At 72.3% G+C, this 6,728-nt stretch carries 4 protein-coding genes; 2 read left to right on the forward strand and 2 right to left on the reverse strand.

Annotated elements, in window-relative coordinates; translation table 11 throughout:
• Window positions 1–132 precede the first annotated feature (132 nt).
• Both ABT367_RS40045 and ABT367_RS40050 read right to left on the reverse strand, forming a co-directional pair.
• The gene (locus ABT367_RS40045; protein ID WP_352258733.1) at window positions 133–615 is read right to left on the reverse strand and encodes a methylated-DNA--[protein]-cysteine S-methyltransferase; all 483 of its coding nucleotides are present in this window, start codon (window positions 613–615) and stop codon (window positions 133–135) included.
• Entirely contained in the window at window positions 612–1,964 is a 1,353-nt protein-coding gene (locus tag ABT367_RS40050) for a DNA-3-methyladenine glycosylase 2 family protein (protein ID WP_352258739.1), read from the reverse strand. The genes ABT367_RS40045 and ABT367_RS40050 overlap by 4 nt, the downstream gene beginning before the upstream one ends.
• A gap of 347 nt (window positions 1,965–2,311) precedes the next feature.
• Here ABT367_RS40050 and rsgA point away from each other — a divergent pair, with 347 nt between their 5' ends.
• Together rsgA and ABT367_RS40060 are read left to right on the forward strand one after the other, a co-directional pair.
• Window positions 2,312–3,427 carry a ribosome small subunit-dependent GTPase A gene (gene rsgA / locus ABT367_RS40055; protein WP_352258735.1) on the forward strand — a complete coding sequence of 372 codons (1,116 nt, stop codon included), beginning with the start codon at window positions 2,312–2,314 and terminating at the stop codon, window positions 3,425–3,427.
• A gap of 276 nt (window positions 3,428–3,703) precedes the next feature.
• Window positions 3,704–6,592 (forward strand): glycoside hydrolase family 2 TIM barrel-domain containing protein, encoded by a 2,889-nt coding sequence (locus tag ABT367_RS40060; protein WP_352258737.1) that lies wholly within the window; start codon window positions 3,704–3,706, stop codon window positions 6,590–6,592.
• Window positions 6,593–6,728: the final 136 nt, after the last annotated feature.

Raw genomic sequence — 6,728 nt, forward strand, 5'->3', positions numbered from 1 at the left:
TACCGTCGTTCGCTCTTCCTATCTCCCCCGCCTTGTCGGGGGGGGGCGCGGCGCGCGGGGGGGCGCCCCGGCCCCCCGGCTCCTCGGGCGGCTGCCCGGCCCGGGAGAAGAGCCCTTCGTCCCTTCACGGGGCTACAGGACTCCTTCCAGGCCGAGCAGCCGCTCCTTGCGTTCCAGGCCGCCCGCGTAGCCTGTGAGCGTGCCGTCGGAACCGATCACGCGGTGGCAGGGGCGCACGATGAGCAGCGGGTTGGCTCCGATCGCGCCGCCGACCGCACGGACGGCGGCACGCGAGGCCCCGATGGTGCGCGCGATGGCGCCGTACGTGGTGGTGGCACCGTAGGGGACGGCGTCGAGCGCCGCCCACACCTGCTCGCGGAAGGCCGTGCCCTCCGTGCGGAACTCCAGGTGGAACTCCTCGAGTTCACCCCGGAAGTACGCGCCGAGCTGCGCCTCCGCCTCGGTGAAGGCCTCGGGTGCGTGCACCCAGCCGTCCTGGACGGTGCGGCCGCCTTTCTGCCCGGGTACGGAGAGCGAGCTGAGCGCGCCGGTGCCGTCACCCGTCAACAGGAGCTCGCCGAGGGGGCTTTGGACGGTGGTGTAGTAGGTGGTCATCGCTGAGGTTCCCTCTCGGTACGGTCGGTCCACAGGTGGCGGTGCGCGTACGAGCGCCATGGACGCCAGGTGTCCGCGGACGGTTCGTCCGGCGGTGCGATATCGGGGTCGCCGAGCGCGCGCATCCGGATGAGGGCCGCGGTGCGGGGCGCCACCCCCGCCACGGCGCGCAGCGCCGCCTCGGCGTCGTCCCTGTCCGCTCCCGGATCCAGTCGTACGGAGCCGTCGGTGAGCGCCTTCGCGAGGGGCAACTCGTCGGCGAGCAGGGCGGGTTCGGGGAACAGGTGCGTCAGGGTGCCGCAGGGGTTGGCCAGCGGGGTGCCGTACTCCTCGAGCACCCGCTGCGACTCCTCGCGGCCGAGCACGGCGCGCAGGGCGAACTCCTCGGGGTCCGCGGCGCCGGGCGAGCGCAGACCGGGCCGCCGAGCGATCAGCGCGGCCAGCCGCGGGTCGTCGGTGAGGCGCTCCTCGACGGCGTACGGATCGGCGTCCAGGTCGAAGAGCCGGCGCAGCCGCTGCACCGCGGTGGTGAGGTCGCGCAGATCGGTGAGGTGGATCCTGGCCTCGAGCCACGGTCCATGGGCGTGCTCGTCGACGGCGGCGATACCGGTGCCGTGCGGGAGACGGAGCGTGCGGCGGTACGTACGGGCGCCGCTCTCCCCGGTGACCTCCTCGATCCGGTCGATGGCCTCGGCGGCGAGCAGGTCGAAGACGCAGGCGGCGTGGTACGGACCCCGGTAGGCGAGCCGCAGCGGTACTCCCGCGCCGCTCGCCGCGGCCTTGGCGGTCTTGGTGCCGGTCTCGGTGCGCAGCTCGCTCGGGGTGCGGGCGTAGATCTGGCGGATGGTGTCGTTGAACTGCCGCACGCTGGCGAATCCGGCCGCGAAGGCCACGTCCGTGACGGGCAGCACGGTGGTCTGCAGCAGGACGCGGGCGGTGTGGGCGCGCTGGGCACGGGCCAGGGCGACGGGTCCCGCGCCCACCTCGGCGGTGAGCTGGCGCTGAACCTGCCGGGCGCTGTAGCCGAGGCGCGTCGCGAGGCCGGGGACGCCCTCGCGGTCCACGACCCCGTCGGTGATCATGCGCATGGCGCGGCCGACGACATCGGCGCGTGCGTTCCAGTCCGCCGAGCCGGGGACCGCGTCGGGGCGGCAGCGGCGGCAGGCGCGGTAGCCGCCGCCCTGGGCCGCGGCGGCGGTCGGGTAGAAGTGGACGTTGTGCCGCTTGGGGGTGATGGCCGGGCAGCTCGGGCGGCAGTAGATGCCCGTGGTCGCCACGGCGAAGAAGAACTCCCCGTCGAAGCGGGGGTCCCGGCTGCGTACGGCTTCGTAGGCCGTTTCCTGGTCGATCACGCTTCCAGTGTGCGGTGTCCCCGCAGGGCCGGCTGGCGGGAATCGGACATGGCGCTGGGTGCGTGTGCTTCCCCCTGCCCGGAGGGGTGGGCGTCCCCTCTGAGGCCGCGGCGAAAAACACTTGGCGCCGCACCGGTCCGCCGGGTTACCTTTCATCCGTCGAGCCGAGGACCACAGGGTCCGCGGCCGCCACACACACTTTGGATCAATGGGAGGTGGGCCTGATGACTGTCGTCGCGACGGAAGCTGTCCGCATGTACGTCTCCACCCACCCCGTGGCCACCGGCTGATCCTCCGCAACACACTTATCGCCGGGGCCATCCCTTTCGAAGGGCTCCCCCGAGTTGACCTCGTCCGACCGTTCCACCCACACCACCACCTCTTTCCCCGACTCCCTGATCCCGTACGGCTGGGACACGGAGTGGGACAGCATCTTCGCGCCGTACGCCGAGCAGGGCCTCGTCGTGGGCCGTGTGGTGCGCGTCGACCGCGGCCTGTGCGACATCGTGACCGCCGAGGGCACGCTGCGCGCCGACACCGCGCTCGTCACACCCCGTGACCCGCTGAAGGTCATCTGCACCGGTGACTGGGCCGCCGTCGACACCGTCGCCGACCCGCCGCTGGTGCGTGCCTACCTGCCGCGCCGTACGGCTTTCGTCCGCAACACCTCGTCCAAGCGGTCCGAGGGCCAGATCCTCGCCGCCAACGTCGACCACGCGATCATCGCGGTACCGCTGACCGGGGACCTGGACCTCGGCCGGATCGAACGGTTCCTGGCGCTCGCCTGGGAGTCCGGGGCCCAGCCCCTGATCGTCCTGACCAAGGCCGACCTCGTGCCGGACCCGGTGGTCCTCTCGTATCTCCTCCAGGACGTCGAGACCACCGCCCCCGGCGTGCAGGTCCTGACCGTCAGCGCCGCCGAAGGCGAGGGCGTGGACGTCCTGCGTGCCATCGTGGCGGGCGGCACGAGCGTGCTGCTCGGCCAGTCCGGCGCGGGCAAGTCCACCCTCGCCAACGCACTGCTCGGTGCGGACGTCATGGAGGTCCAGGCCATCCGTGACGTGGACGGCAAGGGCCGGCACACCACGACCACCCGCAATCTGCTCGCGCTGCCCGGCGGCGGTGTCCTGATCGATACGCCCGGTCTGCGGGGTGTCGGTCTGTGGGATGCCGAGTCCGGGGTCGGACAGGTCTTCTCGGAGATCGAGGAGCTGTCCGGACAGTGCCGCTTCCACGACTGCGCCCATGAGGCGGAGCCGGGCTGTGCGGTGCTCGCCGCGCTCGAGGACGGTTCGCTGTCGCAGCGGCGTCTGGAGAGCTACCGCAAGCTGATCCGCGAGAACCAGCGCATCCTCGCCAAGACCGACGCGAGGCTGCGGGCGGAGATCCGGCGCGACTGGAAGATGAAGGGCGCCATCGGCCGCGCGGCCATGGAGGCCAAGGGGCGCAAGCTGCACTGAGCCGCCTCGCGGAGGCGTCGAACCAGGCTCCGGTACGGGGAGTTGTTGTTCACCACTCCCCGTACCGGTAGAGCCGGTGCCTGGCCGGGCACCGGGGTAGAAGGGCCCGTCGGCCGGCTGTGGCGGCCTGTCCGACGGGCCCTTCGGCATGCCAGGGCGCGATCCGCAGGTATCCGTCCCCGACTCCGGTGACGCTGCATTCGTCCAACCATTGCCCCGTATATCCAAGTCTCGAGCCCTTCCGCGCGGGTCAGGGACCGGGTGAGGATCGGATGTATGACCGACCTCGCCTATCTCGTCGACGTCTCCCCCGGCACCGGCACCCTGCCCCCGCGCGCCTGGCCCCCGGGCTCGGACGCGGCCCGGCTCTCCCTCGACGGCAGCTGGCGCTTCCGGCTCACCCCGCACGCGGCCGCGGATACGGATTTCGCGGCGGACGGCTATGACGCCTCCGCCTGGGGCGAGTTGAGGGTGCCCGGTCACTGGGTGCTGCAGGGGCATGGCGCCCCCGCGTACACGAATACGCTCTACCCCTTCCCGGTCGACCCGCCGTTCGTGCCCGCCGAGAACCCGACCGGCGACCATCTGCGGATCTTCGATCTGCCGCCGGACTGGCCGGCCGGGGGCGAAGCCGTGCTGCGTTTCGACGGGGTCGAGTCCTGCGCCCGGGTCTGGCTGAACGGCAGCGAACTCGGCGAGTTCAAGGGCTCCCGGCTGCCGCACGAGTTCGCGGTGGGGCCGCTGCTGCGCGAGCGCGGCAATGTGCTCGCCGTGCGGGTGCACCAGTGGTCGTCGGGGAGTTACCTCGAGGACCAGGACCAGTGGTGGCTGCCGGGGATCTTCCGCGATGTGACCCTGCTGCACCGGGCCGAGGGCGCCGTCCGCGACCACTTCGTGCACGCCTCGTACGACCATGCGCGCGGCGAAGGCACCCTGCGGGTCGACAGCGAACCGGCGGGCCGGGTCCTGATCCCCGAGCTGGGCATCGACACGGCCACCGGCGAGGGCGTGACCGTGCCCGTGGAGCCGTGGTCGGCCGAACAACCGCGGCTATACGAGGGCGAGTTGGTTACGGCGGGCGAGCGGGTCCGGCTGCGGGTGGGCTTCCGTACGGTGCGGGTCGAGGACGGGCTGATCAAGGCCAACGGCCGGCCGCTGCTCTTCAAGGGCGTCAACCGCCATGAATTCCACCCGGAGACCGGCCGGGCGCTGGACCCGGAGACCATGCGCGAAGACGTGCTCCTGATGAAGCGGCACAACATCAACGCCGTACGCACCAGCCACTACCCGCCGCACCCCGTATTCCTCGACCTGTGCGACGAGTTGGGCCTTTGGGTGATCGACGAGTGCGATCTGGAGACCCATGGCTTCCACGCCGTGGACTGGCGCGGCAACCCGGTCGCCGATCCGCGCTGGACCCCGGCGCTCCTCGACCGTGCGGCCCGGATGGTCGAGCGCGACAAGAACCATCCGTCGGTCGTCATCTGGTCGCTCGGCAACGAATGCGGCACGGGCGACGGTCTGTCCGCGATGGCCGACTGGATCCGTGAGCGCGACCCGTCCCGGCCGATCCACTACGAGGGCGATCTGTCCTGCAAGGACACGGACTTCTACTCGCGGATGTACGCGGACCACGCGGAGGTCGCCGCGATCGGACGCGGCGAGGAACAGCCGCTGCCCGACGGCGAGTTGGATGCCCGTCGCCGCGCCATGCCGTTCCTCCAGTGCGAATACGCGCACGCGATGGGCAACGGTCCCGGCGGACTCGCCGAGTACCAGGAGCTGTTCGAGACGTATCCGCGGCTGCAGGGCGGCTTCGTGTGGGAGTGGATCGACCACGGCCTCGCCCACCCCGAGTACGGCCATGCGTACGGCGGCGACTTCGGCGAGGAGCTGCACGACGGGAACTTCGTCTGCGACGGACTGCTCTTCCCCGACCGGACCCCGTCGCCGGGGCTGCTCGACTTCAAGTCGGTGATCCAGCCGGTCCGGATGGACGGGGACGGCCGAGACGGGGTCGTACGCGTGCGGAATCTGTATGACTTCGCGGATCTGTCACACCTGGAGTTCACCTGGTCGTACGAGAAGGACGGCGTGACGGTCCGCGAGGGCGTCCTCGACGTGCCCGCCGTGCCTGCGGGCGGGAGCGCCGAGGTGCGGCTGCCCGCACCGCCGCGCCGCGATCCCGACGCGGAGACGCAGTGGACGCTGCGGGCGCGGCTCGCGAAGGACACGGCTTGGGCGGAGCGGGGGCATCTGGTGGCGTGGGCCCAACTCCCGGTCGAGAACGGCATGCAGCTGCCCGTACCGGGAGGTTCGGCCCCGGTGCGCGAGGGTGGGCGGATCACGCTGGGGGCGGGCACGTTCGACGCCCGTACCGGCACGCTGCTCGCCGTGGGCGGGGTCCCGGTGAGCGGGTTCGGGCTCGATGTGTGGCGGGCGCCGACGGACAACGACAACGGGATGTCCTGGGTGACCGGCTCCTCGGTCGCCGCGCAGTGGCGCGCGCTGGGCCTGGACCGGATGCAACACCGCGTGGATGCGGTGGAGTCGGCGCCCGACGCCTTGACCGTACGGACCAGGGTGGCGCCGGCCGCGAGCGATCTGGCCCTGCGCACCACGTACCGCTGGACCTCCGACGGCATCGCTCTCGCCCTCGACGTATGCGTCGAGCCCGAGGGCGACTGGACCGTGCCGCTGCCCCGGCTCGGTGTCCGGCTCGGGCTTCCGGCCGCCTTCGACCGGGTGCGCTGGTTCGGTGCCGGACCCGGCGAGGCGTATCCGGATACGGGGGCCGCGGCGATGCTCGGGATCTGGTCGGCGAGCGTGGCCGAGCTGCAGACGCCCTATGTCCGCCCGCAGGAGAACGGAGCCCGGGCTCAGGTGCGCCGGCTCGAACTCACCGGCGGTGAGCGCCGCTTGACGGTGGCGGGCCCCGAGTTCTCGTTCACCGCGCGCCCCTGGTCCACGGCCGACCTGGACGCGGCACGGCACCGCCCGGACCTGGTCGCGGGCGACACGCTCTGGCTCCACCTCGACGCGCGGCAGCAGGGCATCGGGTCCGAGTCCTGCGGCCCCGGCGTGCTGCCCGAACACCAGCTGATGGTGGGGGACCGACCCGACCGGTTCTCCTTCCAGTTCACGGTCCGGGAAGGCGGCGCGTAGGGCTGGTGGGGCCGGGCGGGCGGCGCGCAGGGGCGCTGAGTCCGGGCGGGCGGCGTGCAGGGGCGCTGAGTCCGGGCGGGCGGCGCGCAGGGGCGCTGAGTCCGGGCGGGCGGCGCGCAGGGGCGCTGAGTCCGGG

The organism is Streptomyces mesophilus, from assembly GCF_040300965.1.
Classification (GTDB): Bacteria; Actinomycetota; Actinomycetes; order Streptomycetales; family Streptomycetaceae; genus Streptomyces; species Streptomyces mesophilus_A.